The organism is Paenibacillus sp. FSL R5-0470, from assembly GCF_037975205.1.
Lineage (GTDB): Bacteria > Bacillota > Bacilli > Paenibacillales > Paenibacillaceae > Paenibacillus_AQ.
The window spans coordinates 1524518-1551131 of record NZ_CP150238.1 but is presented as its reverse complement, the minus strand read 5'-3'; the positions used below and the strand labels follow the sequence as shown (position 1 = coordinate 1551131).

Below are 26614 nucleotides of genomic sequence, written 5' to 3'. Positions count from 1 at the left end.
CGTCACAGTAGAGGAAAAAATGTAGACCGCTCGACCTAAAAGCTTAGAATACCAGCATTGTAAGTGCTTACATATTAGTTATTACCCATCATTTACATCATTAAAAACATCACTTTACGGAAGTCATACATAATATGCAAATTCTTAGTCCAATATTACTACTTTTTCTGGATTTCGTAAATATTCAAACATCGTTTCAATCTGCTCACTTGTATTCCTCTCTAATGAGAGCTCAGGCATTTCATCTTCAGCAAAAAAGGATACTTCACTCGTCTCCACCCCTTGCAGCGCCTCGCCGCCTACAATTCTGCACAAAATAAAAAACTTATACACGTGATACGGCTCCGGAGGATGGTTATGAAATTTCTTATCTAAAACAGCCAGCAGGCGAATTGCTTCTGTCTCAAATCCTGATTCTTCTTGAATTTCCTTAACAACGACTTCACTCGGTGACAGACCGATATCTCCCCAGCCCCCGGGAAGCGCCCACTTTCCATCCAATTTCTCGCGGACAAGCAGGATTCTGTCATCCTGAAAAACAACACCACGGATATCCACTTTCGGCGTAGAATAGCCACCCTCACTAGCAAAGGAGAGTCTTATTCTCTCCTTGCTTTCAAACGTATAATTAGCGAGGATATCTACACTTAGCTCCCGCAAAGCTTGATACCGTTCTATATCATAGACATCTTTAGCGTAAGTTAGTCCAGTCTGTGCGATGGCCTGTATTTCTTTAGCCCAGGTTAACCATTTCTGCTCCATTGCTGCACCCCTTTAAATAACTTGATTAGGATTACTGGCAAAGCATTAAATGACGGGAGAACAAACCTTTTTTAGCTTCACAGCGGTCTATAATCGTAAATCCAGCCTCCGTGATCATCTCATCCATCGGTTCAATCGCAACGATAACTACCCGATCTGCAATCCGGCGCGCATTCACTAGAATCACAAACTGTTCCTCAGGTGTAATACTAGAATATAGATTATAAGGCATATCTACAATAGCTACATCGTAATGTTCTGTGATGTCAGCAATATCTCCAAGCGTAACCTCACTTGTGAATCCAAAATGAGCAATATTCGTTCTGGCACCGATCGCGATTTGAGGGTTAATGTCACGTCCAACCATATTGATTCCCATCGAGAGGGCTTCTACCATTACTGTTCCGATGCCGCAGCAAGGATCGATAGCTCGTACACCTTCCGGATTCGGAACGGCTATATTGACCGCAGCTCGGGCTACACGTGTGCTAAGCGCGATAGAGTAGCTACGCGGCTTTTTCATTTGACGGAACCAGGTGGCCTTGTTCTTATGATAAGCTCCAAAGTACCAGCGACCGCCCAGCGTAACAATGCCGTATACCAGCTCTGGATGGTTTACATCCGCTTCCCCTTCAATCCGCAGCCCAATTTCCCGCTCGATCACTCTTCGCTCATCATATTCTATTTTGTCCGCAGGGGGCAGATCATTGGTCTTCACAAAAATAACCTTAAATGTCTTACCGCCAAGCTCCACCTGCTCCGTTTGATCATAAATCTCAGGCAAGCTATCTCCTTCGTACATAACATCAATTCGTTCTTTAATGAAGGGACTGCGGCTGACATCCACCTCTACCTCACTCTTAAAGATTGAAGAAGGTACTTCCTCTCCAAAAAGACAACGAAGCTCCATCTGACATAGTGATAACTCGTCCTCTGAACAGGTGTAAGTATATAAAAATGTGTTTTTTTCACTTTTCTTTTGCAAAATAATCCATCCTCTATCCCAGTAAATTGTACACCTAGCTTGCTACTCCAACATTTCGTGCTGACGATCATACCCTATACGCGCTTTGGCGATTTCAGCGTTGTTTCTATTGACCCATTCCACTAGGGAAGTTAAAGGATCTAGCAAGGACTCTCCTAAACTTGTCAGACCATATTCAACAGTCAAAGGTACCGTAGGCGTAACTTTACGCCAAACTATACCATCTCGTTCTAAATGACGCAGGGTTTGGGTCAGCATCCGTTGTGATATACCACCAGAACGCCGCTGAAGTTCTTTAAACCGCAATGCTTCTGCACCCAAATTAACAATGATGAGCACACTCCATTTGTCCCCAACCCTGTCGAGAATCTGGCGGGTGATGGAGCAATCCTCTAGCGTCGGCATTAGCCGAATGGGTTCGTCCATTGAATGTTCCAAAGTGGTTACCTCCATAGGAACTCAAGCATGTAATAGTGCCTTCTTGTCCCTTAAGTTTAATCAGCTTATCATGGTTACTGTTAGTAATCAACAACCGGAAAGGAACTATTAATTGCGAAAAAAAGCTCCGGTCACGAGGATCAGATAAGACGTCTTTCCAATCGCTTTTGATCCATAGTGAGTTCTCCAGTATAATGATTCCTATAGAATGCTAAACAAGACGGTCACGCATGACGATTAAGCTCATAGCCGGTTTTGCGCAGCAAAACTTAAGGAGGTACATACACACTATGTCATATGAAACGTATTTTTCAACACACCGGGATGAACATCTCGAAGAACTAAAACAATGGCTCAAGATTCCAAGTATTTCTGCCTTGTCTGAGCATAAGGACGATGTACTAGCTGCAGCCCATTGGCTGACAGACACACTAAAGAAAGCTGGACTTGAGAACATTGAACTTCATCCGACAGCGGGGCATCCCGTCATATATGCTGACTATCTTCATGCTCCGGGTAAGCCAACCATTCTTGTATACGGCCACTACGACGTGCAGCCAGTAGATCCGCTAAACCTGTGGACTACCCCTCCGTTTGAACCAGAGATCCGTGACGGCAAGCTGTATGCACGTGGAGCAACGGATGACAAAGGACAAGTATTCATTCACCTCAAAGCGATTGAAGCAATCCTGAAACAAGAAGGTACTCTTCCTGTTAACATCAAGCTCTGTATCGAAGGTGAAGAAGAAATCGGCAGCGCAAATCTCCCTCCATTCCTGGAAGCTAACAAAGAGAAGCTGGCTGCAGATGCGGTGCTAGTCTCCGATACTTCCCTGCTGGAACGTGGTCGCCCTGCAATTTGCACAGGACTACGTGGCCTAGGATCACTTGAAGTGAGCGTTACTACAGCTCTTACAGACCTGCACTCCGGTTCTTACGGTGGTGGCGTTCCGAATGCACTGCACGCTCTCGTGTCCCTGCTCAGCTCCCTTCATGACGACAAAGGCCGTGTTTCTGTAGAAGGCTTCTATGATGGTGTACCTGAACTTTCTCCAATGCTACGTGAGGAATTCGTGAAGCAAGGCGTGAATGAAGATAAGATTCGTGAAGGACTTGGCCTTGATGCGTTATACGGCGAAGAAGGTTATTCTTTTGTAGAACGTATTGGTGCTCGCCCTACACTTGAACTTAACGGTGTGTATGGCGGCTTCCAAGGCGAAGGAAGCAAGACAGTTATTCCAAAAGAAGCACATGCCAAGATTACTTGCCGTCTCGTTGGCGATCAGGATCCACAACATGTTCTTGATGCCGTTGAAGCGCATCTGAAGGCTAATATTCAAACCGGAGCGAAAGTACATGTGACGCAAATGGAGAAGGCACGTGCCTTTAACATCGATCCATCGAACCCTATTCTGCAAACTGCCGCAGACGCTTACGGCAAAGTATACGGAACCCGTGCCCTCTTCACCAAAGACGGTGGCTCCATTCCGATCATGGAAAGCTTCTCCCGTGTACTTGAAGCACCAGTGGTCCTGATGGGCTTTGGCCTTGATGATGAGAACCTGCACGCACCGGATGAGCATTTCAACCTGGAGAACTTTGATAAGGGACTGCTCACCATTGTTGAGTTCTTGAAGACTGTTTAAGAGAATCAGGTAGTATAACAAAGCCAGGCTCCTCTTCATTGAGGAGCCTGGCTTTTTGATATCTAAGAATAGTTCATAACAAAACCATCAACCAAAACATAAAAAAATCCTTGCATCGCAAGGATTTGGAAGTTTAAATTATGGAGCGGGTGATGGGAATCGAACCCACGCTATCAGCTTGGAAGGCTGAAGTTCTACCATTGAACTACACCCGCATTGGAAAGTGAGTACAAGAGATATTGTATCACTCCCATAAATAAAAATCAACATTTTTTTATGCGAAATATAAGACATAGAGTATGGTGTGAAACTTATACTTTCTTATATTTTACAAGGAAGCGCCGAGGGGAGCCTTTTTCAAAAATGAGGTCTCAAATTCAGCTGCTTGAATAGGTTTACTGAACAAAAACCCTTGAGCTTCATGGCAATGCTGCTCACGCAAAAACTGCAGCTGCTCTTTGTTCTCCACCCCTTCTGCGGTAACCTTAAGCTTCAAATGATGCGCCATAGAAGTAATCGTGGAGACTATTGCCGCATTATTACTGTCCTCCATAACCTCGGAGACAAACGATCTGTCAATCTTTAGCCTGTCGATCGGCATATCCTTCAAATAGTGCAATGAGCTATAACCTGTACCAAAATCATCGATGCTAATGAACACACCTAGCTCTTTCAAGCGCTTCAGCTGATCAAAAGCCGTTTCTTTATCCAAGGTCATACTCTCTGTAATTTCAAGATCAACATAACATGGATCCAAACCAATATCGGTCAGAATGGTATGAATTTTACCAGCCAGGTTCGGCTGAAGGAATTGACGCATAGATAAGTTGATAGAGATGCATATCGGCTGGTAGCCTGCTAGCTGCCACTGTTTATTTTGCAGGCACGCCATCTTCAGTACCCATTCCCCAATTGGAACAATTAGCCCGCTATCCTCAGCTAATGGAATAAACTCATTAGGTGAGACAATACCACGCTTAGGATGATTCCAGCGCAATAAAGCTTCCATACCTACAATCTCTTCTGTCTCCAGCTGCACCTTTGGCTGATATAAGAGATAGAACTCATCACGCTCAAGCGCTCTTCGAAGGTCATTTTCCAGCTTCAGGCGTTCCTTTGCCTTCATCTGCATGGCTGGGATATAACGACGAATCTCCACGCCCTGCTCCTTCGCATTATGAACAGCAGTATCCGCATTTTGAATGAGATGTTCAGCAGTTTCCCCGTCACCAGGATAAATACTCATCCCCAAGCTGAGTGAGATATGGTACTCGCCAGATTCTATATTAACGGGTGCTTCAAATAATCTGAGCAACTCTGTAGCTCGTGCCAAGCATTCTCCAAGACTTGCTCTTTCAGTCATTAGAAAAGCAAACTCGTCCGCTCCCATACTATACAGCTCTTCACTGGATCTAGCCTCATTACTGAGACGCTCAGACACCAATTTCAATAAAAGGTCTCCGGCATAATGACCCAGAGAGTCATTTATATTCTTAAAATGATTAATATTCATAATGGCCAAAGCTGAGAATTGATCATTTGTGTCCGTCTCTCCAGCATCAATCATTTCTTCTACACGCTGTGTCAGCCGACGTCTATTAGGAAGTCCTGTTAAATCATCATGATACGCCAAATAATTGATCCGTTCTTCGGCCAACTGTTTCTCGTAAAATGGCTCTTCAATTGTCAGGCGATACACGCCAGTAAGCAACTGGTAATAAGCAATTCCGCTACATAACATCCCAAAGAGATCATCAATATTTCCGCCACTTATGGGAGTCATAAAAAAAGCCTGGCCTAGCGAGAAAAAGATAAGTGCCCGAATAATAACAAGCAGCGAGGCAGACTTTTCATTATTCCCAGGAAATACGATGACAGCAACACCTGCTAAATAAACAAAAAGTACTGCCAGATCAACGAATTGTTTAAGTGTACTCATCCAAGGCTTAGTAAATAACTCAGGCACTGCAGTGTGGATAAATATAAATAATGCGATGAAGAGCACGATCAACATGAAGGCGATTCTGAATACATTTCTTTTTTCGGTAACGGTCACAGGTTTATCTTCTCTACTAAAAATAAACAATATACCCAGCCCGCTGGATAGTCGTGAAAAGGTAAGCAGCCACCTTGATTCCTCAGGGGTTATAAACGATGAAATCAATGGAAATGCTACAAAGCCGAGTGTATGCAAGAAGTCAATAATACATATTCCACCAAAAAGAGCTGCGACATATAATCTTCCTTTAGATAATCTGCTAGAGAAGAACAACCAGCCCTGTGCAAATATCGCAAATCCAAAAGCAACAGTACAACAGCCGACAATGAGATAGAGTGCAGAAATAATTTCCCAATTGTCCAATCGGTTTAACGATGTATGGAAAATTTGAATGAATAGGAACAGTAAGGCTCCTATAATAGCCGCTTGAATTGTCTTTTTCTCTTCTTGTCTCATAGATCCCTCGCGTCTGAAAATGATGTCGATTATTAAGCAACTATGTATAGTCTTGTCCTATGTATAAATATCGGCTATATCGGTCTTTAAAGTTACATTTCTTTTGTGAGGTCGTATTTTTATGGCGATTATTCATAAATCTTGCATAAATATAAACCATTTTCTTCTAGCAGGCAAGCAAAAATACCTTCAGGCTTCTTATTAGAACGGTAAGTATTTTAGCGAAAAATATTAGAATCATTTATCAGAGAAACTTATAGAAATTTTATTTTTATTCAAAAAAAAAAAAAGCACTTCCCCCTACGAACGGGTTCAGTGCTTCTGAACAACAGGTTTATTTATCTCCGAAGTTAACCTCTGGTGTTGTAAGCTTATCATAGAAATCAACCGCTTTATCCTTATCCACCGATGCGCGAAGCGCCATTGCTGAACGTGGATGCTCATCAAGCGTTCCAGTGATCATGTAAGGAATGATATAGCCCCACTCTTCTTTTTCACGTAAAGGAATCATCAGGCGTTCAATGATATCAATTACAGGGCGCAATGTGTAGCGTGTATTCTTCAAATGAGTCACAAGCAGCTCTGTAGGACAGTTCCCCGCAGCACGTCCCATTCCATAACAGGAAGCGTCCAGCAGCTCTACACCTTTCTCAGCAGCAATCAACGTATTGGAGAACGCGAGTTGAAGATTATTATGGGTATGTACGCCCAGGCGTTTGTTTGGCAAATGAGTTTTGAACTTCTCAACTAAGTAATTGATGTCGTTGTGATCTAGACTACCGTATGAATCCACAATGTATACCACATCAACTACACTCTCACGAATCATTTCGAAAGCTTCTAATAATTCATTCTCCATTACATTCGACAAAGCCATAATATTGATCGTTGTCTCATAGCCTAGATCATGGAAGGTTTGTACCAGCTGTAAGGCTTTCTCCACATCTTTGCTATAACAAGCTACCCGAATCAGATCCAGCATACTTTCGCTGCGAGGTAAAATATCATTCTCATCCACACGACCGATATCAACCAAAGCGGAAAGCTTCGTATGTCCCTTTTGCGGGATAACTTTACGTAAGAAGTCATCGTTCAGAAAACGCCATGGTCCAGCACCTTCTGCTCCTTTGAGCAGTTTAGGGGAGTTTTTATAACCGATTTCCATATAGTCAACACCAGCCTCATTCAAGCCGGCATACAAATTTTGCACAAATTCCACGCTGAAATCCCAGTTGTTAACGAGCCCCCCATCGCGAATGGTGCAGTCAACAATTTTACATTGATTAGTCTTCATAATTATCTCCCTTCAATTCCTGCAATCATCGTATGTGCTATTGCAATCATTATAACCTCTAGCATAGCTTTACTATGCAATTTATATCGTTCAATCATACTTTAATGAAGAATAAATTGTAAAGGTATTTCGCCTTTAGCACTTTAAAGTAATTACCATAGTAGGTCAGGGACAAATGTCACAGTATACAAACACTTAAAAATGCTACATTACAAGAAAACAGTTGAGATTGATTCTCAATCTCTTTTGGAGGGATTACAATAGCTACTTCTACCTGCTGTTCCTTACTGCAATTACAACCTGGCGCTGCTGGAAATATTCATAAAATAGAAGGAATGAACCCCGTTCTACGCCGTCGTCTTGCTGATCTCGGAGTGTCAGAGGGTGTGAACATCCGTCTTAAAGGAAAGGGACCTTTTTGGGGACCGATTACGCTAGAATGTAACGGCCAGCTGTTCGCCATACGCCGCAAAGAAGCTTCTCTGATTGAGGTGAACGTATCTTGAGTTCTATAGCTCTTGTGGGCAATCCAAATACAGGTAAGACCTCCCTCTTCAATACATTAACGACTTCATACGAATATGTAGGTAACTGGTCAGGCGTCACGGTTGAGAAAAAGATCGGAAATCTGAAGAACGGGGCAGGCAAGCTCATTGATTTGCCCGGCATCTATTCTCTGCACCCACTCTCCCGTGATGAAGGGGTCGCAGCCCAATATCTGATAGAAGAGTCCCCTGAAGCATTAATCAATATCGTGGATGCATCCCAGCTGGAACGTAATCTGCTGCTCACGCTTCAACTACTTGAGTATGGCAAGCCTACTGTACTCGGTCTTAATATGATTGATGTCGCTAATGCGCGTGGTATTCATATTAATCAAACCATTTTACAATCAAGACTGGGTGTCACCGTCCTCCCACTTATAGCAAGAACCGGTAAAGGCAGCGTACAGATGCTCAGCATCCTCGAGGAATCGTCAGCTATTCCTGCTGTAAAGTTCAAGCTGAATTATGGTGAGGTCGTCGAGCGAGCGATATCTTCTATAGAAAAGGAATTACGTTCTATAAAAGATCTGCCCAATCACCGTTGGGTCGCTCTACAGCTATTGGAGCAGAATCCGGTTATACTTCAGTTTCTGAAGTCGCGTATAGATGTTACAAGACTGCTAAACATCTGTGAGTCTTGTCAGAGTGAGCTACAAATCAAAAAACTCGCCCTGACACTCCCGCAATGGATTCGCTCGAACCGTATGGAGTATATTCGCAATATTTGTGTCGAAGTCCTTGATACGACAGCTCAGAAGCCCCATAACTTAACCGAAAGATTAGATTCGGTATTGACTCATCGATTTTGGGGACTGCCCTTATTCATTTTCTTTATGTATGCTCTCTTTAAGACTACATTTGACTGGGTTGGCGGCCCCCTATCGGATATCGTAGACGGCCTGATATCGGGCCCTATTAGTGATGGAACGAACTCACTGCTTCAGACCATTGGAGCTTCAGGCTTCACGCATGCATTGATTGTAGATGGCATCATCGGTGGTGTAGGCGGCGTACTGGTCTTTGTTCCGCAAATCTTCATTCTCTTTCTCATCATTTCCTTCTTAGAGGATTCCGGATACATGGCAAGGGTCTGCTTGTTGATGGACAGCACCATGGAACGAATGGGACTGAACGGAAAAGCATTCATTCCATTTATCATTGGTTTTGGTTGCAATGTACCGGCCATTATGGCGGCGCGAAGCATCGAACAGCCCAAAGACCGCATGCTGACAACCCTGTTAATGCCGCTGATGTCTTGTTCTGCAAGATTACCTGTTTATGCATTATTCGCAGTTGTATTCTTCCCAGAGCAACAAGCGTTTGCCGTTCTCTCTATGTATGTTATGGGGATTGTGTTTGCCCTAACTCTTTGTAAGGTATTCTCTAAATACTTATTCAAGAATGAATCCTCCGTCTTCATCATCGAACTTCCTCCTTACCGTATGCCGCAGATCAAAACCTTATCGCGCAGCACTTGGGAGAAGGGCAAAGGGTTCCTTCGTAAAGCGGGAACGATTATTCTAGCTGGATCAGCCATTATTTGGTTCATGTCTTATGCTGGTCCTGGCGGATTTGATGTAGAAATGGATCATAGCTATCTAGCTAAATTCGGAGGCATGATTGCACCACTACTGGAACCGCTTGGTTTCGGAACGTGGCAGGCTGGCTCTACCTTGGTCCCAGGATTTTTAGCGAAAGAGGTTGTTGTGTCTACGATGAATATCATCTATCACGCACCAGATACCGCTGGATTAGAGAATCAAATTTCACAAGTCTTTACACCGCTAAGTGCAATCAGCTTTATGGCCTTTATCCTGTTATATATTCCTTGTCTGGCCACTGTAGGGGTTATCAAAAAAGAAACAGCCTCTTGGAAATGGACTTTCTTCTCCATTGGCTATTCTCTTGCTCTGGCGTATATCGTATCTTTTGTTATTTTCCAAGGTGGGCGATTATTAGGCTGGTCGTAGAACTTGTAATTCGTTGATTCTCTTTATGAAAGTGGGGCACCGTAATGGTAAATGTTCTAATCGTCACTCTGATCTTCGGTTATTCAGGCTGGATCATCTATCGACATGTGCAAAAGGGCAAGCAAGGCGCTTGCGCTGGCTGTGATAAGAGCAAGACCTGTTCTGCAGCGTCTTTAGATTCTCCCCTCTCCTGCTGCTCAACACCTGTTAATAAGAAGAATTAGGCTTGCCTAACCGTTATATGAAAGGGTTCATAGTTTAGCTTTCATTGCTTTCGGGTATGTTTGTTATAAGCAACTACAGACTATACCTAAGGAGGTAATCACTATGAACACAAAAAAAACATTTTTTACAACTGCCGCATTGGGCGTAGCCTATTTACTGAAGAATAAGGGAACTCGCGATAAAATAATGAATAGTATTCAATCCTTTACTTCTCAATCAAAGGCTAAAAAATCCAGTGGCAATATTTAATCTTCAGCATTCTTACAAAAGCAAAGAAACCTCGTCTTAGGGAATGGTCGGTCTTCCATCCATTGTCCTAGGGCGAGGTTTCTTTTGTTGATTATGAAGAGCTAATCATTCGCTTTCGCCGAGCAACCACTGAACCAATGTGCGAACCATGACTCCTGTACCGCCTCTAGGATTAACTCCACGTTCTTTAGAAAGAAATGCAGTTCCAGCAATATCTAGGTGTATCCACGGCAGACCTTCCGCAAACTCACCTACAAATAACCCAGCGGTAGTGGCTCCCCCGAATCTTCCTGCGGTGTTACGGATATCGGCCACTTCACTCTTTAGCATTTCACGGAATTCCGGGTAAGCCGGAAGCTGCCATATTTTTTCACCCGAAACATTAGCTGCTGTCAGAAACTGCTCCATAAATTCCTCGTTGTTAGTAACAGCACCTGTAGCTATATCTCCTAATGTCGACAACACTGCACCTGTCAGCGTAGCGACATCAATAACTCGTTTCGCTCCCCATTCCCGGGCATAGGTCAGCGCATCCCCAAGTACAAGTCTGCCTTCTGCATCGGTATTCAATACTTCTATGGTTCTTCCGCTCATTGATGTAATGATATCCCCGGGTTTAAAGGCATTAGCAGATGGCATATTCTCAGCGGATGGAATGACCATTACGACATTAATTCGTGGACGTAATCGGCCTAATGCCTCCATGACTCCAAGCACAGCCGCTGCGCCTCCCATATCACTGATTAACTCTTCCATGCCTGGGGCTCTTTTTAAGGAAATTCCCCCCGTATCAAAAGTAATCCCTTTACCGACCAGCCCCACTACATTATCCCAGTGCCCCGTTCCCTGGTAACGGATGACGATCATTCGAGGAGGGTTTACACTTCCTTTTCCGACTGCGAGCAATCCGCCCATTCCTTTTTGCTCAATTTCCCGTTCATCCAGCACTTCGGAAGGAAATCCATAACGTTCAGCAACTTCTATAGCGGCCACAGCAAGGTCAGATGGAGTCAGCAGATTGCCGGGCATATTCGTCAAGTTCCGTGCCAGATTCGTAGCCTCACCAAAAGCCAGCCCTCTCTGCATGCCCAGATTCCAGTCACGCTCGAAAGTATCCGCTGTCTTCTTCTCGATAGTAAAAATAACCGAGTTTGGACCTGTATATTGAGATTGCTCCTGCTTATATGTGGGACGACGATAGGAACCAAGTGACAACCCCTCAGACAACGCATAGGCAATAGATACGATATCCTTATCTTCTGTTAGCTCCTGAACACCTTCAGGCAACTGAAACACTAGCTGTATTGCCTTCAATCGAAGTGCTGCACGTGCTATCTGAACCGCCATTTGACGTAGGTCTTCAGTACTAAGTAATTGATCCCCTTTTCCAACTAAAATAGCTATAGGACAACCAGATGGATAATCTAATGGCATTACATAAGTCTGATTCAGCTTCCCACTAAAGAGACCTGACCTTCCTAATAATCGAATTCTGTCATTCCACCTCTCTGAGAGGCCTCCATGTTGGGCTTCCGACTCAGAGATGATAAGAATAAGGGCATCACCCTGTATTTCATTAATGGCACTGCCACTATTAAATTCTATATTCATTGTGTCTACCTCCATTTGTCTCCCAAAACCAACCCCCATTGTAACATAAGCAAGGCCGATCTCTGCATCTGTATTATCCGCAGGGATCAGCCTCTTAAACACTTTATATTCTATTCGAATGTACTAATGAATTAATGGCAATGAGATTACAAAATGAGTACCTTCGTTAACTCTACTACTGACAGAGATACATCCGCCATGATTTTTGATGATTCGGTCACTCACGGATAGCCCAAGCCCAGTCCCATTCTCCTTAGTTGTAAAAAATGGACTAAATAACCTGTCCAGTGTACGGATATCCATTCCCTTTCCGTTATCAGAGATGAACATACGGACCTCAGAACCCTCTCTGTGGGCTCCAACCTCTATTATACCCATTAGACCATCTGCTCTATCCGCAACGGCCTCCATAGCGTTTCTAATCAGGTTGAGGACTACCTGTTTCATTTGTTTTACATCTCCAGAAATCATCATATCTCCCTCCTGAAAAGGATGTAGATTGATCTGGCAACCTTTCATCAGGGCTTCGCTCTCTGTAAGCAGCACTACTTCCTTGAGTAAAGCTGACACAGGAATCATTCCCACTTGAGGAACTGACGGCTTGGAGGAAGTAAGGAATTCATGAATGATATCATTGGCACGATCGATCTCTGCCAAGATTATCTTGCCGTATTCCTGCTTCCCAAGCTGCTGTAGATGCGGGTGAAGCAATTGAATAAATCCACGAATTGCAGTTAATGGATTCCGGATTTCATGTGCAATAGATGCAGATAATTTACCTAGCATAGCCAAACTATCGTTCTGGTAAGCCGTTTGCTCAATCAACTTATAATCGGAGATTTCTTTAACTGTAAACAAATAACAACCCTTCATTTGTTCTCCACAGCATAGTGTAACTTTCCAGTACCGGCCATACTCGTCTAAAAACTCATAATTAGATTTTCCTTTGTATACCATCTCTCTATAGCTTTGTAGTACTTGCTTTTTCTTAAAGCGGCTCAGTCGAACGTTAGATAACAGGTGTGATATTGTACAGCCAACAAGGGAGTGACGGGTTAATTCAAGCATCCCGTACATTTGCTTATTTACAAAACTTATAACTCCCTCTTCATCAAAAAGCATGATTCCGCTGTCAATATTCTCTAGTACATCCTCGTATGTAGTATCCACAGGTCCTGATTGATAGGTTCTTCCCGGTAATAGAAGACTTTCTTGATATTGGCTAATCACGATACGAAGTTCCCCCTTTTACTGCATTTGACGAAGACGCTAAAGCGACATCAAATTACTATGTATTTGAGTATATGACGAAGCCGCCAGAACATTCGGTAATCGTTGCACTTTTTCCAACCGGTTCAATTATATTCCAATCATATCCAAGTGAAGTAGACAACGCAATCAGAGAAACTGTCGAATGATAAAAAAATTCATAAAATGATTCCAAAGACATATAAAAAATCACATCTAATTATATTTATTACTATTAATTCGTTCAATTGATTTAAACACGTTTAAGAAAAATTCAGAAAAAGCTAAAAGCCCTCGCAGTTGCGAAGGCCTTGATAAAGAAATGGGTCAGACCCAAATTGTAAATAATCTTACGCTTTCTGTTGCAGACGAAGGCGTCTTTGACTCATCACAGCTAATCTTTTCTTCAATTCCCGTTCCCACTTCGTATCCTCAATCTGTTTGGCTACAGCAAGCAGGTCAAGCGCCATATCGATCTGACTCCGCACAATAGCTAGAGGCTCTTCACTCTCGATGTTAATGACATTCTCGAATATTGCAGTTTCGTCTTCCATGACATAGTCCTGAAAATCCACATCAGTAACACCGTCTCCATGTGCGTATTCCGCCAAGATCTCATACTCGTTTTCGACCTTATAGTGAACCTCTACACGATGACATACCGGACAAAAAAGCAGGGGAACATTATGGACTTGCGTGCGATAATGTTTAAGGGTTCCCTTTGTTCCTACCATACTCGCTCCACAGCAAAAGCTCATATTTGTTCACCCTCCTTAGAATAACTAACCCATCTGAGTTTTTATTATTGTATTACATTACCCCAATGGAGATTCCTCCACTCGAGGACATAATATAACTTTTCACGCCTATTTTCAAATCCATTTTTTATTTAAGCCTTTTTTGGTGCAAAAAACCTCCTTACAGAAAAAACTTCTGCAAGGAGGTCGAAATCAAAATATCAAAGATCAGATAATAGCAGAACAACATTTAAAGGTTTCTGTCACCTGGTTTCCAGTTCATTGGGCATAAGCCACCAGATTGCAGGGCTTGCAGGACACGAAGTGTTTCTTCTACGCTGCGACCTACATCATTGTGATTAACGACCTGATATTTCAATTCACCTTCAGGATCAATGATAAACAATCCACGCAATGCAATACCTTCTTCTTCAATCAGAATGCCGTAGTCTTTAGCAACTTGTTTAGTAATATCAGCAGCAAGCGGGAAATTCAAACGGCCAAGACCATTCGAATCCTTAGGTGTATTGATCCATGCTTTGTGGCTGTGGATCGAATCTACACTTGCGCCGAGAATTTCTGTATCAAGCGCTTCGAACTGCGCAGCTGCTTCACTGAGAGCTGTGATTTCAGTCGGACATACAAAAGTGAAGTCCAGAGGATAAAAGAAGAATACCAGCCATTTGCCACGATAGTCGGACAGACTTACTTTACCAAAATCCTTACCATCACCTGATATGGTTTGCATAGTAAAATCTGGAGCTGGTCTACCTACTAAACGTTCAGCCATTGCCAAAATCCTCCTTTGATTATGTAAGAAACCAACCATTTCTTGTCGTGATATGCTGGAATAATTTACATCTTGTCTACATATCAAATGGTATCATCGCACAAAATCAAAGTCAATCTTAGACAAATTCCCCTATAATCGTAATTAGAAATTAGATTTTATTATGCTTTGCGGATAGCTGCAACAATCAGGTCGCCCATTTCAGATGTACTGATCGCTTTGCTCTTATCTACGGCGATATCACTTGTACGGTGTCCTGCATCCAATACTTCAGCTACTGCAGCCTCTATCGCAGCAGCCGCATCCTCATAACCAAAGGTTAAACGGTACATTAGTGCTAAGGACAGGATTGTTGCAATCGGGTTCGCAAGTCCTTGTCCGGCAATATCAGGTGCGGAGCCGTGAACGGGCTCGTAGAGACCGTAGTTACCATCGCCCATCGAAGCGGAAGCAAGCATACCGATAGAACCTGTCAACATCGCAGCCTCGTCGCTCAGAATGTCACCAAACATGTTCTCGGTAACGATAACATCAAAGCTAGCTGGACGACGCAGCAGCTGCATTGCACAGTTATCAACGAGTACATGTTCAACCTCTACCTCAGGATATTCTGGAGCAATCTTATTTACGACCTCACGCCATAAACGTGAAGTTTCAAGTACATTCGCTTTATCAACACTTGCCAGCTTATTGCGACGCTTGCCAGCAATCTCAAAAGCCTGACGCACAATTCGTTCCACTTCCATTACGTTATATACACAGGTATCCACTGCTTCTTCACCATGTTCACCTTGACGACGCAGTTTATCTCCGAAATAAATCCCACCAGTCAGCTCACGAACGACCATAAGATCGGTACCTTCCAGCACTTCTGGCTTCAATGTCGAAGCGTCCTTAAGGCAATCGAATACGACTGCTGGACGTAAGTTTGAGAACAATCCAAGTGCTTTGCGAATGCCAAGCAATCCGGTTTCAGGACGAAGCTCCTTAGAATTGTTATCCCACTTCGGTCCGCCTACAGCGCCCAGTAATACGGCGTCAGCACTGCGACAGATTTCCAGTGTATCTTCCGGCAGCGGTGTGCCTCTTTCGTCTATTGCAATGCCTCCAAAAAGAGCGTGCTCCGTTTCAAAAGCATAACCAAATACTTCTTCCGTTGCTTTCAATACTTTTTCTGCTTCAGCTACTACTTCAGGTCCAATACCGTCCCCTGCGATTACGGCGATTTTTTTAACCTCACTCATCTCAGTCACTCCTCAAGTGGTCTGCTCTAACAGACATAGTTCTTCTTTATAATGTTGTATCATACCCAGTCGTAAAGGACAAAGATATAGATTCTATTGAGTTGATAGGCATAGCCTATAATTCAATGAGATAAGACAACTTATCCAAATTGCCGCTTCATATTTGCTCTTATTTGCTCTTATTTCTGAAGATGTTTACAATTAAGTTGAAATCATCTACCTAAGGAGTGAATGCGAAGTGCAATATGCTAAGCTTGGTAAATCCGGTATGAAGGTCAGTCGGCTATGTCTCGGAACAATGAACTTCGGCCCACAAACAGATGAACAAGAAGCCTTCCGTATTATGGACGCTGCACTCGACGCAGGTGTTAATTTTTTTGATACCGCTAACATTTATGGTTGGGGTGAGAATTCCGGTTTAACAGAAACGATTATTGGTCGTTGGTTTAAGCAAGGTGGTGGGCGACGTGAAAAGGTCGTGTTAGCTACCAAGGTATACGGTGCAATGAGCGATAAGCTCGATGGCCCTAATGATGAGGGTGGACTATCATCTTATATTATACGCCGCCATCTAGAGGGGTCTCTGCAGCGTCTCCAGACCGATCATATTGAATTGTACCAGATGCATCACGTTGACCGTAGTGTCTCTTGGGACGAGCTGTGGGGGGCTTTCGAGCTTGCTGTAAACCAAGGAAAGATTGGTTATGTCGGCTCCAGTAACTTTGCGGGATGGGATATCGCTGTAGCCCAACAAGAAGCGAAGGCACGTGGCTTTTTGGGTTTGATTTCTGAGCAGCATAAATACAGCCTCACCTGTCGCCTTCCTGAACTTGAAGTATTACCTTCCTCTCTCCATCATGGATTAGGCGTTATTCCTTGGAGCCCACTGGATGGAGGTCTTCTTGGACGCAATGCACTTAAGAAAATAGAAGGCAGCCGCAGTGGAGGAAATGCTGAGCGCGTAGAGCAATACAAAGATCAGCTTGAGGCTTTTGCAAGCTTATGTATAGAGCTTGGGGAACCACAAGATAATGTAGCACTAGCATGGTTATTAGCCAATCCTGCTGTAACCGCACCAATTATTGGACCACGCACACTAGAGCAATTCGAGAGTGCACTGCGCAGTCTTGAGATTGTGCTAGATGAATCTGTCCTTAAACGTTTAGATGAGATCTTTCCAGGACCGGGCGGAGAAGCTCCTAAAGCTTACGCTTGGTAGGTTACTTATAATTTGAAAAAGGGAGCTAAGGCTTCAGCAGAACCAATCGCTGAAGCCTTAACTCCCTTTATTGTTCGTACTTATTCAGCTGTGTCCACGGTTACACTTCCATTACTCGTACTTAGGTCCACAGTATAAGTTCCTTTACCAAGAATGGCAGTGCCAAAGCTGTCCCCGTCTAGATCCCAAGGGACATTCCCCTTCAGTGAGCCATTGCTAGTATCCGCTGTAATCTTCGCATCGGACACAGTTGGCAACCCCACCGTAATCTTTCCGTTACTAGACGAACATTTCCATTTTCCAGTCACTGCTGAATTAATAGTGATCTTGCCGTTGCTGCTCTTTGCCGTCAACGCTCCATCTATATTATCCAATATAATTGCACCATTAGAGCTTTTGAGCTGCGCTCCACCTTGGATGTTCTGAACAGTCAGTGAGCCATTGCTGGTATCTGCTTCAACTCCGCCAGCAACATCATGAATATTTATAACCCCATTACTAGTATCAACCACTAAGCCAGACTTTAAATCCCAGGCTTCTATAGACCCGTCACTAGTATCTACCTCAACGGCAAGGCTGCTAGGTACACTTACATTTAAATAAGGACTTTTAGTATTAAATCCAAACTGAATATTAGAGAACCAATTATGATCTGTATCAAGCTCCATAATCAGTGTATCTCCCTCAGTTTTTACTTTCCATTTCTTTTCCAACGCACTTTCGGCTTCACTTTGCGATTTTCCAGGTAGGAGTAAGCTTCCCTCATAATCCAATGAGCTTCCATCTATTCCCTCGACCTTTACTTTTCCACTTGGAAGTACGATTTTCAGCGTCGTAATATTGTCTTTCACTTCGAGATTGCCGCTTAGTGGAGTTAAATGTGTATTCCCGATTAAACTGCTAAGTGAGCCTCCGGCCATTACGCTCTGTGCACTGCTTGCTCCAACCAACAGGATGATCAATAGGATTGCCCAACCGCTCACACGACTTTTGGCATCGGATTTGATAAACAATCTTAGCAACATCTCGAGTCCGAACAGGATCAACAGTGCTGGCCATAAATAACCAAGTACTTCATAGCTGATCATATTATACTGAGCCATCACAATAATGACACCAAGTGCAATGCAGCCTATAGCTGCAGTAAAACTCCCGATTTTCCATCTCCCCATAGTCAAATCCCCGTTTCTTACGCTCTCGTATTGTTTCTTAGCATCTTCAGACCGTACGCAATCAGACCCAGTGATAGCAAGATCGTACCAATGTTAATCTCAATTAACATTCTCCAAAGCGTCGGAAATGCTGAGATCACCAGCATAAGGAAACCGGCAACAACACATCCAACACCAACCCAAGCCGGATTCACATCTTCATGTGGGTAACCCGGCATAGAGGACATCCCCATCGTCCAAGGTTCTCCGAAGCTGTCAGGATGGAACATCATACGCTCATGTTCGGCTGCAGTTATTTTCATCCAAGCCGCTTTCTGCAGGGCATCAAACAATTGGTAAAACCATAGTGCAGCTAGCGCAAAAGGGAAGATCATGGGCTCAGACGGAATAAACATAATACATAAGGAAGCCCCGATCATAAACTGCAGCCCCTGCTTTTTGAAACCTAAGTACAAATGACCTACACCAGGAACCATAGCTAGCATAAAAGTGAGCCAACGTCTCTTCTTAATCATAATACATCCTCCTAAAATTTGGATAGCATAAACTTTTCAGTTTACCTGAATCCATCTATTATTTATAAATCTCTTTATGACTATTTTCTAAAACCACCAAACCATTGGGTCACCGAATTCGACACATGACCATTAATTTCAGTAATCCCATAAGCCAAATTCTCAAAAACGCCAAACTGTAACAATAAGAAGCTCAAGCAGGCAGCCACCGCATAATGCATCCAAGATGTTCTAGGAGCATAGCGACGTCTTACGCTTGTCGCTTTAACCGCTCGCTCTCTGCGTCCTGTTTCGAGCTGCTCGATATGGGCCATAACACCAGCTGCGAGATCTGGAAAGTCCATCTGTTCATGCTGATATTCACTGTCCGTTTCCATTTCTGACCAAAGAGCGGACATTTCCTTAGCTTCCTCCAGCCACTGCGCGCAATCAGGACAGGATTGTATGTGCAACCGGATACGCAGCTCCATATCTGGAGACAGTAGGCCGTCAATGTAATGTGGCATCCATTCCTTCACTATTGCACAATTCATCGCAATTCCTCCCTTTGTCTACGCATCATCTGTCTGGCACGATAAAGCTGCGATTCGATAGTCTTAACGGAAACACCCTTTTGCTCCGCTATCTCTTGATAAGAATTTCGCTGAAAATAGTACAGCTGTACGACCGACCGGTACGGTTCCGCAAGGCTGTTCACATTCTCACCCAGCTCAGCTGATTGTTCCTGCTCTAGCACCTCTTGCTCTGGTGTTTGAGACGTTACCCAATCATTCTCAGTGTAATCAGCTGCACTCCGATGCCTCCACTCCCTATCATTGGCCCGTTTCCAGTCCAGACAGGTTCGATAGGCTATCCGATAAAGCCAAGTCGAGAAGGTAGACTGTCCTCTGAAGGAGGGGAGCGCTTTGTATGCTTTTATAAAAACCTCTTGGGCCATATCTTTGGCCGATTCGGCTTCTCCAGTAATCTTGACGCACACTCTGTATACCATGCCTTGATAACGTGTCACCAAATGCCCAAAGGCCTGATGCTCACCGTTCAGCACAGCAGAAATCCATTCCTTCTCTTCCAGCTTTCTCCCCTCCTTCACCTACATAACGTTAGACGCCAGCCAATTCTAATCCCCTGCAACTTTGCCGTAACTTTTTTTGAAATTTTTGAAATATTTTTGTGAAAGGAATATATTGTTTTTTGTCGAATAATGTTTAATTACTATGACTAAACGAAAACTCTTTCTAATTATCGTGCTATTTCTAACTATACTTACTGGATTTCGCTTCCTATGGGTTTGGGCTTCGCCTCATGCTATACAACCACAATTAGTCAAAGGAGTTCTCGATTTACGGAATAAAGAATTGAATCAAGACAAGCTCCTTAACTTAAAAGGGCAATGGGAGTTCTATCCTAATACGCTGCTTCCCACTTTCAATAAAGAATCTCTAAACAAAGCTCCCCCTAAAAAATATATACAAGTCCCGGATCAGTGGAACGATACCATTCATAATGGCGAAAAGTCTGCTTTTGGCTACGGCTCCTATCGGTTACGGATTCTTGTAGATAAAAACGAAAAGCAGTCTTATGGCATACTTATATCTGGGGTTCGGACTTCTTCGGAAATATATATCAATGGTGAACTACTGGAAAATTCAGGTTCTCCATCTGCCAATAAAGAAGACTATGTTGCTCGTGTATTACCTTACTCCGTATCTTTTACAACGGATAAGACTGAAATTGAAATTGTGATTCATGTAGCCAACTACTCTTTAGCTCATACAGGCGGTATTTTTAAACCCATTTTATTTGGTAACGAAAAAACTTTAACACAACAGAGGAACGTTTCTATAGGCCTTCAACTGTTATTATGTGTAGTACTTCTACTCCATGCCGTCTATGCAGCAATATTATATACCATTGGTCCGCGGCAAAAGATGTTGATCTATTTTTTTCTGTTGGTAATTTCCGCTATAACTACAGTACTCATTGATGATGACAAGCTTTTGCTGCATATGCTTCCCTTAAACTACCAATGGAGCTTAAAACTATTAATCATATCTAATATTATGGCTTTTATATTCATCTTACTGACAAGCAAGCAACTAATGTTCCATAATTTAAAAATTAAAAGCGTTCGGATCCTGACCAGCTTATCCTTGGTACATATCCTTTTCATACTGCTTGGTCCCGTTGTCCACTATTACGAATCATATACGCTTCTTTTTTTCATCAATATATTCGTTCTATCATTAGAAGTTGTAGTTCTCTTTCTGAAATCTGCGCTTAAAAACAACGATGGCTCTATTTTTCTATTGCTATCTATCCTAGCCATCATTAACAGCAATCATTGGGGATTGTTCAAAAATTTCGATCTGGTTGACGTTACCTATTATCCTTTCGACCTGATTATTGCCTTTTTATGCTTTGCGACTTTTGGGTTTAAGCGCTATTTGTGGAATGCTAAGCAGACTGAAAATCTGGCAAAAAGCCTACAAAGAACCGTTACGCAAAAGGATGATTTCCTAGCTAATACCTCTCACGAGCTGAAAAACCCCCTACATAGCATCATTAATATTGCTGAGACCGTCTTAGACAGTGAGAGAGACTCTTTAATGCATCAGAACGCAAATAATCTAGAACTGCTAATTACCGTCGGAAGACGTATGTCTTTACTGATAAACGATCTTCTAGATCAATCACAGCTTCGTGAAAGCAACATTCAATTACAGTTAAGAAATGTTCCCATTCAATCCGTAGCTGTTGGCGTACTCGATATGCTCAAGTTCCTAACGGAAGGTAAGCACATTACACTAATCTCGGAGATTCCCGACTCGTTTCCTTCTATTGTGGCAGATGAGAAAAGACTCATTCAGATTTTGTTCAATCTGCTTCAAAATGCTGTGAAATATACGAGTGTAGGCTCAGTTAGGGTCCATGCAGATATTCATAAGGGTGTGGCGCGCATCCATATTACGGATACTGGCATTGGAATGAACGAGGAAACACAGCTTAGAGCCTTCCAACCCTATGAACAGGGTGACTCAAGCGTGACAGCAATAAGTGGTGGAATTGGATTGGGCTTAAGTATTTGTAAACAGTTAGTTGAACTTCACGGTGGAGAGATTAGCGTAAAATCTTCACTTGGCAAAGGCTCTACTTTTACTTTTACTATGCCTCTATCCGATTCAAACATTCAAAAATTCAATTTAGAATTCTCAACAGTGACTGAATACACGGACAAACTATCTCATATTAGGCTATCCGAATTTAACACTACATCTGCTACTTCAACGGATGGAAGAAGACCTAAGATTTTGGCTGTTGACGATGACCCGGTTAATCTGAAAATCCTTACTAGCGTACTGTCCATCAAAGACTATGAAATGGTTACGGTAACCAGTGGAATTGATGCTTTAATAAAACTGGATACTGATCAATGGGATTTAATCATTACAGATGTAATGATGCCCCAGATGTCCGGCTATGAATTAACACAGAGAATTCGTGAACGTTTTACTATAGCTGAGCTTCCTATTCTACTTCTGACCGCACGTAGCCAGCCGGAAGATATCTACACCGGATTTGTTTCGGGCGCGAACGACTATGTAATGAAACCCATGAACGCTATGGAGCTAAGAGGACGGGTACGTTCCTTAACAGACTTAAAACAGTCCGTAAGTGAACGGCTTCGTCTGGAAGCAGCATATCTTCAAGCGCAAATACAACCACATTTTTTATTCAACACATTAAATTCTATATCTGCTCTGGCATCTTTTGATACACAGCGTATGGGTCACCTTATGGATGCCTTTAGCTCTTATTTACGCTTAAGCTTTAACTTCTTGAACGCTGAGCCGATGATACCGATTGAACACGAGCTTGAGCTTGTCCGTGCCTATCTGTACATAGAGAAAGAGCGCTTTGAGGACAGGATGACCATCAACTGGGATTTAACAGAAAATCTACATTTTCAGTTACCTCCCTTGACCATTCAGCCACTCGTTGAAAATGCCGTTAGGCATGGTATATTAAGCCGCTCCAAAGGAGGTACGCTTTCAATATCCATCAAAGAACTAGCTGATGACATCGAGATTACAATCGCTGATAATGGTAAAGGTATGACTTCCGAGCAACTTCAGCAACTGCTGAGCAGTCAGTCTAATGTAACAAGAGGGATTGGATTTCTTAATACACATAAACGCTTGTTACGTGTCTATGCTAAGGGTTTGCAAATTAAAAGCAAGGAAGGGCTAGGTACTTCAGTAAGTTTCATAATCCCTTCTGAAAAAAGAAATATGAATCACAAAAATACCTAGTCACAGACAGACTATAATGAACCGAAAAATAAAGAAGAGTTTATTGTTTTTTGCTAAAAAATACTATATTGAGTGGTGAAATAACAATGATTCAAGCAGTATTGGTGGACGATGAACGTCTTGCTCTCGTAAAGTTAGAATTCATGTTAAAAGAAATGGAAGCTGTTCATATCATCGCGTCCTATACAGATCCTGTTCAAGCTATACAAGATGCCCCAGCCTTGGAGCCTGACGTTATTTTTATTGATATTGAAATGCCTGAAGTGAGCGGGCTTCAAGCTGCCGCAATTCTGCAAGAGGTGTGTCCAAACGCTAATATCGTTTTCGTGACCGCGTATAACCAATATGCAGTGGAAGCCTTTGAGTTAAATGCGATTGATTATATTTTGAAGCCCGTGCGACATGACCGTTTATTCAAAACAGTACAACGCTTGGAGGACAGATTGAGGTTTGCACCAAAAAGCACAGAGGTAGCACATGAACTAACGATTCGTTGTTTTCAATCGCTGCGTTTTGAACGAGGAGGACAACCTTTAAACAATCTCCGTTGGAGAACTTCTAAGGCACAAGAATTGTTTGCTTTCTTGCTTCATAATCGCAATCGATTCGTCAGTAAAGATACCCTGATTGACCTACTATGGCCAGATTTCAATCTTAAAAAGGCTTCTACCCATCTCTACACAACCATTTATCAAGTACGGCAATGTTTAAAGCAGAGTGAGGTAGATCTGCATATCAGCAACGTTAGTGGCGGGGAAGGGTATACGCTTGAGACCGGGCCGCTTCTAATCGATGCAGCCCAGTGGGAGCACAACATTCTTGCACTCGAATCCATCAGAGAGAACAATTGTTCAGAACATCAAAGCTTATTTGAACTTTATTCGGGGGATTATTTTGGAGATTACGATTATTTGTGGGCGGAGGGCGAACGACAACGTCTGCGCACCATTTGGCTACACCATGCTATGGGAATGGCCCAGTTCTATATCGACAACAACAGAGTTCCCGAAGCTGTCACCGTGTATCAAAAGGTAGTACAGCTTCAGCCCTATTTTGAACAAGGACATTTAGGATTAATGAAGGTCTACGACAGTATTGGGGAACGATCCGCTGTGGAAGAACAATACAAGAATCTGACGGAATTATTGAAAGGCGATCTTAGTATTGGTCTTCCTGCCGTTGTTCAAGATTGGTATGAACAATGGGAACTACATAACCTTAGAATACGCAGCAAGAAATAGTTTCTATTTAACAAAGACACCCGGATCTATTCGGGTGTCTTTGTTGTTACGATATATTAATTGCTGCGTTTGAAACAGCTAGTTAAACGAAGCTAGCGAATTACGCAAGATTGAACAAACTTGTCGAAGCAAATTCAGACATTGTTCAATAAGCCGCAATTCTAACATGTTGTTGGCAGAGCTATGCCCTATTATCCTAAATCCGGGTAATCTACGAAGGTAACAGCGGTATCTGAAGTGCTGTGCAATTCAAAGATGACAATCTCATTGTCGCCTTGTTTCAATAGAGGACCTGGCACATACATTGTTTTCTGTGGTCCGATATTCCAATAGCGTCCAAGGTTGAACCCATTAATGAACACGACGCCTTTAGTCCATCCTTCCATGCTCAAGAACGTATCACAAGGTTCATCCACAACTAAGGTGCTACGGAAGAAGCAAGGTTCCACTTGCCTGAATAGACCTTCAAACTGCAGACCAGATAAATCCGTTAATGGCAACGTATAAGTCATCCATTCCGACAGAAACTGCCGTCCATAACGTACCCCTTCGGTAATCCCTTTACAATCTCTCATAAAAGGACCATAGTTGACGCGTCCTAAATTCTCCACAAGTATACTAACATGCAGCCCTTCGGCCGGAACCTCGAACTCTAATTTCACCTCTGGCTCTACACGATCTAAGGTTGCAGTGAGCTCTCCATTCAGAAAGACTAATGCACGATCATGTAAATCTTGGATGAAGAACTCATCTTTGGGGCGAGGTCCTGTAAGGAACGTACTATAATGTATAAAGCCATAATCCTGAGCCAATTTCTCCATCGGTTCAGGGTATGCAGAGTGAATAGGTGCAGAAATACGATTCAAGTTTGCGGTAAGTGAAGTCTGCTCCTTCATCTCTACTCTCCCATATGCTCTCTTAGCGACAGGAGCTGGCAACTCAATGGGTCCGAGATCTACATATTTGGAGATCACTTCACGAACTGCATAATATTTAGCTGTCGGCTCACCGGATTCACTCAGTAAGGAATCATAGTCATAACTAGTAATTGTTGGTTCATAGCTGTCAAACGTATGTCCATTCGCTCCGTTGTAGAACCCAAAGTTAGTTCCGCCATGGAACATATAGAAATTAACGGATGCACCTAAACTAAGTATCTCATCCAATACCTTCGCTACATCCTCAGCCGGGCGCGTATGATGCTCCTCACGCCAATGATCAAACCAACCGTTCCAGTATTCCATACACATGATTGGAGCCTCTGGTTGGTATTCACGGAGCTTGTTGAATGCTTCTACTGGACGTGATCCAAAGTTCACCGTCTCCAGCACACCTGGGACCATACCTCCCTGTAACATCGCGTCTTCAGGTCCATCGGAAGTGAATAGTAGTACATCTATCCCACGGGAAATCATGCTGTCTTTTAAATGATTTAAATAGCGCTTGTCATTACCGTAACTTCCGTACTCATTCTCAATCTGCATAGCAATGATCGGGCCACCATTCGTACATAACAGTGGTTGTAATTTGGGGAGCAATACATCATAATACGCATCTGCATGATCTAGAAATGGCTTATGGTAGCATCGAAGACGCATATCCGAATCAGCTAGCAACCAAGATGGCAGTCCACCAAATTCCCATTCTGCACAAATATAAGGTGCGGGACGAACGATGACATGCAGACCCAAATCTCCAGCCAATTCAATAAACCGGACTACATCTGCCATACCTTCAAAATTATGTTCGCCTTTCTTCGGCTCGTGTAAATTCCATGCCACATAGGTCTCAACCGTATTGAAGCCGCAAGCTTTTAATTTGATAAGACGGTCTTCCCAATGTTTCGGCAGAGTCCGAAAATAATGGATGGCTCCTGAGATAAGCCGTATCGCCTGATCGTTATAATAAAAGGAAGATCCTGAATAATGAAAAGTTGCCATATTCTCAACACCTCGTAA

At 43.0% G+C, this 26614-nt stretch carries 23 protein-coding genes and 1 tRNA gene; 8 read left to right on the top strand and 16 right to left on the bottom strand.

Annotated features, from left to right (window positions below; all coding sequences use genetic code 11):
• Positions 1-144: 144 nt before the first annotated feature.
• The 3 genes from MKY99_RS06805 to MKY99_RS06795 are packed head-to-tail and all read right to left on the bottom strand — an operon-like array spanning position 145 to position 2173.
• Positions 145-762, bottom strand: coding sequence for an NUDIX hydrolase (locus MKY99_RS06805; RefSeq protein ID WP_339269473.1), 618 nt, complete (start codon positions 760-762; stop codon positions 145-147).
• 31 nt (positions 763-793) lie between these two features.
• Complete coding sequence (locus MKY99_RS06800; protein WP_339269471.1) at positions 794-1747, bottom strand: RNA methyltransferase; 954 nt, start codon at positions 1745-1747, stop codon at positions 794-796.
• A gap of 42 nt (positions 1748-1789) precedes the next feature.
• Positions 1790-2173: a helix-turn-helix domain-containing protein gene (locus MKY99_RS06795; RefSeq protein WP_143759300.1), complete on the bottom strand. Its 384-nt coding sequence runs from the start codon at positions 2171-2173 to the stop codon at positions 1790-1792.
• A gap of 302 nt (positions 2174-2475) precedes the next feature.
• Here MKY99_RS06795 and MKY99_RS06790 point away from each other — a divergent pair, with 302 nt between their 5' ends.
• On the top strand, positions 2476-3831 hold the full coding sequence (locus MKY99_RS06790; protein ID WP_339269469.1) for a dipeptidase: 1356 nt from the start codon (positions 2476-2478) through the stop codon (positions 3829-3831).
• Between the two features lie 141 nt (positions 3832-3972).
• Here MKY99_RS06790 and MKY99_RS06785 read toward each other — a convergent pair.
• The 3 genes from MKY99_RS06785 to MKY99_RS06775 form a co-directional block, all read right to left on the bottom strand.
• Positions 3973-4046 (bottom strand) — tRNA-Gly (locus MKY99_RS06785).
• A gap of 113 nt (positions 4047-4159) precedes the next feature.
• Positions 4160-6286, bottom strand: a complete 2127-nt coding sequence (locus MKY99_RS06780; RefSeq protein ID WP_339269467.1) for an EAL domain-containing protein — start codon at positions 6284-6286, stop codon at positions 4160-4162.
• A 334-nt stretch (positions 6287-6620) separates the two neighbouring features.
• Positions 6621-7580: an aldolase catalytic domain-containing protein gene (locus tag MKY99_RS06775; protein WP_339269465.1), complete on the bottom strand. Its 960-nt coding sequence runs from the start codon at positions 7578-7580 to the stop codon at positions 6621-6623.
• 239 nt (positions 7581-7819) lie between these two features.
• Between MKY99_RS06775 and MKY99_RS06770 the strand changes: the two genes are divergently transcribed.
• From MKY99_RS06770 to MKY99_RS06755, 4 genes are all read left to right on the top strand, one after another.
• Positions 7820-8086, top strand: coding sequence for a FeoA family protein (locus MKY99_RS06770; protein WP_306440392.1), 267 nt, complete (start codon positions 7820-7822; stop codon positions 8084-8086).
• Entirely contained in the window at positions 8083-10095 is a 2013-nt protein-coding gene (gene feoB / locus MKY99_RS06765; protein ID WP_339269463.1) for a ferrous iron transport protein B, read from the top strand. The genes MKY99_RS06770 and feoB overlap by 4 nt, the downstream gene beginning before the upstream one ends.
• A gap of 44 nt (positions 10096-10139) precedes the next feature.
• Positions 10140-10319 (top strand): FeoB-associated Cys-rich membrane protein, encoded by a 180-nt coding sequence (locus MKY99_RS06760; protein ID WP_339269461.1) that lies wholly within the window; start codon positions 10140-10142, stop codon positions 10317-10319.
• Between the two features lie 103 nt (positions 10320-10422).
• Positions 10423-10569: a hypothetical protein gene (locus tag MKY99_RS06755; RefSeq protein WP_179085847.1), complete on the top strand. Its 147-nt coding sequence runs from the start codon at positions 10423-10425 to the stop codon at positions 10567-10569.
• Between the two features lie 105 nt (positions 10570-10674).
• On the opposite strand, the gene MKY99_RS06750 is transcribed toward MKY99_RS06755, so the two are convergent.
• From MKY99_RS06750 to leuB, 5 genes are all read right to left on the bottom strand, one after another.
• Complete coding sequence (locus MKY99_RS06750; RefSeq protein ID WP_339269459.1) at positions 10675-12180, bottom strand: leucyl aminopeptidase; 1506 nt, start codon at positions 12178-12180, stop codon at positions 10675-10677.
• Between the two features lie 123 nt (positions 12181-12303).
• On the bottom strand, positions 12304-13410 hold the full coding sequence (locus tag MKY99_RS06745) for an ATP-binding protein (RefSeq protein ID WP_076298229.1): 1107 nt from the start codon (positions 13408-13410) through the stop codon (positions 12304-12306).
• Between the two features lie 368 nt (positions 13411-13778).
• Positions 13779-14186 (bottom strand): hypothetical protein, encoded by a 408-nt coding sequence (locus tag MKY99_RS06740; RefSeq protein ID WP_042125131.1) that lies wholly within the window; start codon positions 14184-14186, stop codon positions 13779-13781.
• Between the two features lie 229 nt (positions 14187-14415).
• Positions 14416-14955 (bottom strand): peroxiredoxin, encoded by a 540-nt coding sequence (locus tag MKY99_RS06735; RefSeq protein ID WP_339269457.1) that lies wholly within the window; start codon positions 14953-14955, stop codon positions 14416-14418.
• A 161-nt stretch (positions 14956-15116) separates the two neighbouring features.
• Positions 15117-16199 (bottom strand): 3-isopropylmalate dehydrogenase, encoded by a 1083-nt coding sequence (leuB, locus tag MKY99_RS06730; protein ID WP_042125128.1) that lies wholly within the window; start codon positions 16197-16199, stop codon positions 15117-15119.
• 238 nt (positions 16200-16437) lie between these two features.
• Here leuB and MKY99_RS06725 point away from each other — a divergent pair, with 238 nt between their 5' ends.
• On the top strand, positions 16438-17418 hold the full coding sequence (locus MKY99_RS06725; protein WP_339269454.1) for an aldo/keto reductase: 981 nt from the start codon (positions 16438-16440) through the stop codon (positions 17416-17418).
• Positions 17419-17498: 80 nt separating this feature from the next.
• On the opposite strand, the gene MKY99_RS06720 is transcribed toward MKY99_RS06725, so the two are convergent.
• The 4 genes from MKY99_RS06720 to MKY99_RS06705 all read right to left on the bottom strand — a co-directional run bounded on the left by MKY99_RS06720 (position 17499) and on the right by MKY99_RS06705 (position 20195).
• Positions 17499-18590, bottom strand: a complete 1092-nt coding sequence (locus MKY99_RS06720; protein ID WP_339269452.1) for a DUF4097 family beta strand repeat-containing protein — start codon at positions 18588-18590, stop codon at positions 17499-17501.
• A 17-nt stretch (positions 18591-18607) separates the two neighbouring features.
• Positions 18608-19105, bottom strand: coding sequence for a hypothetical protein (locus MKY99_RS06715; protein WP_042185734.1), 498 nt, complete (start codon positions 19103-19105; stop codon positions 18608-18610).
• 80 nt (positions 19106-19185) lie between these two features.
• Positions 19186-19638 carry a zf-HC2 domain-containing protein gene (locus MKY99_RS06710; RefSeq protein WP_339269450.1) on the bottom strand — a complete coding sequence of 151 codons (453 nt, stop codon included), beginning with the start codon at positions 19636-19638 and terminating at the stop codon, positions 19186-19188.
• Positions 19635-20195 (bottom strand): RNA polymerase sigma factor, encoded by a 561-nt coding sequence (locus MKY99_RS06705; RefSeq protein ID WP_042185733.1) that lies wholly within the window; start codon positions 20193-20195, stop codon positions 19635-19637. Before MKY99_RS06705 ends, MKY99_RS06710 begins: the two co-directional genes overlap by 4 nt.
• A 124-nt stretch (positions 20196-20319) precedes the next feature.
• On the opposite strand from MKY99_RS06705, the gene MKY99_RS06700 reads away from it, so the two are divergent.
• Together MKY99_RS06700 and MKY99_RS06695 are read left to right on the top strand one after the other, a co-directional pair.
• Positions 20320-23415, top strand: a complete 3096-nt coding sequence (locus MKY99_RS06700) for an ATP-binding protein (RefSeq protein WP_339269448.1) — start codon at positions 20320-20322, stop codon at positions 23413-23415.
• 86 nt (positions 23416-23501) lie between these two features.
• A complete protein-coding gene (locus tag MKY99_RS06695) occupies positions 23502-24656 on the top strand; it encodes a response regulator (protein WP_339269446.1) in 1155 nt (384 codons plus the stop codon).
• A gap of 191 nt (positions 24657-24847) precedes the next feature.
• On the opposite strand, the gene MKY99_RS06690 is transcribed toward MKY99_RS06695, so the two are convergent.
• A complete protein-coding gene (locus MKY99_RS06690; RefSeq protein ID WP_339269444.1) occupies positions 24848-26596 on the bottom strand; it encodes a beta-galactosidase family protein in 1749 nt (582 codons plus the stop codon).
• Between the last annotated feature and the right edge of the window lie 18 nt (positions 26597-26614).